The 220-nt window shown below is 75.0% G+C and carries 1 pseudogene; it reads right to left on the bottom strand.

Annotated elements, in window-relative coordinates:
* Positions 1-139: pseudogene (locus FV230_RS31160) on the bottom strand (DUF1223 domain-containing protein); the annotation flags it as partial.
* Positions 140-220: the final 81 nt, after the last annotated feature.

Below are 220 nucleotides of genomic sequence, written 5' to 3'. Positions count from 1 at the left end.
GGCAGGACGAGCAGCTCTGCGAGGTGAACAGCTCGACCACCACCGGCCGCCCGGCCGCGTCCGCCGGGGAGACGGCGGAAGGGGAGAACGGGGCGCCGAGCAGGGCGGCGAGGAGCGCGAGCGAGATCGTGCGACGCATGGCAGGTCTCCGGACGGGTGCGATGCCGTGCCCTTCGCGGCCCGGCCGGGCCGGTTACCCGGGCTTACCCCTCGGTCTCCT

It is taken from the genome of Methylobacterium sp. WL6, from assembly GCF_008040095.1.
GTDB lineage: Bacteria > Pseudomonadota > Alphaproteobacteria > Rhizobiales > Beijerinckiaceae > Methylobacterium.
This window is presented reverse-complemented; position numbering and strand designations above follow the sequence as displayed.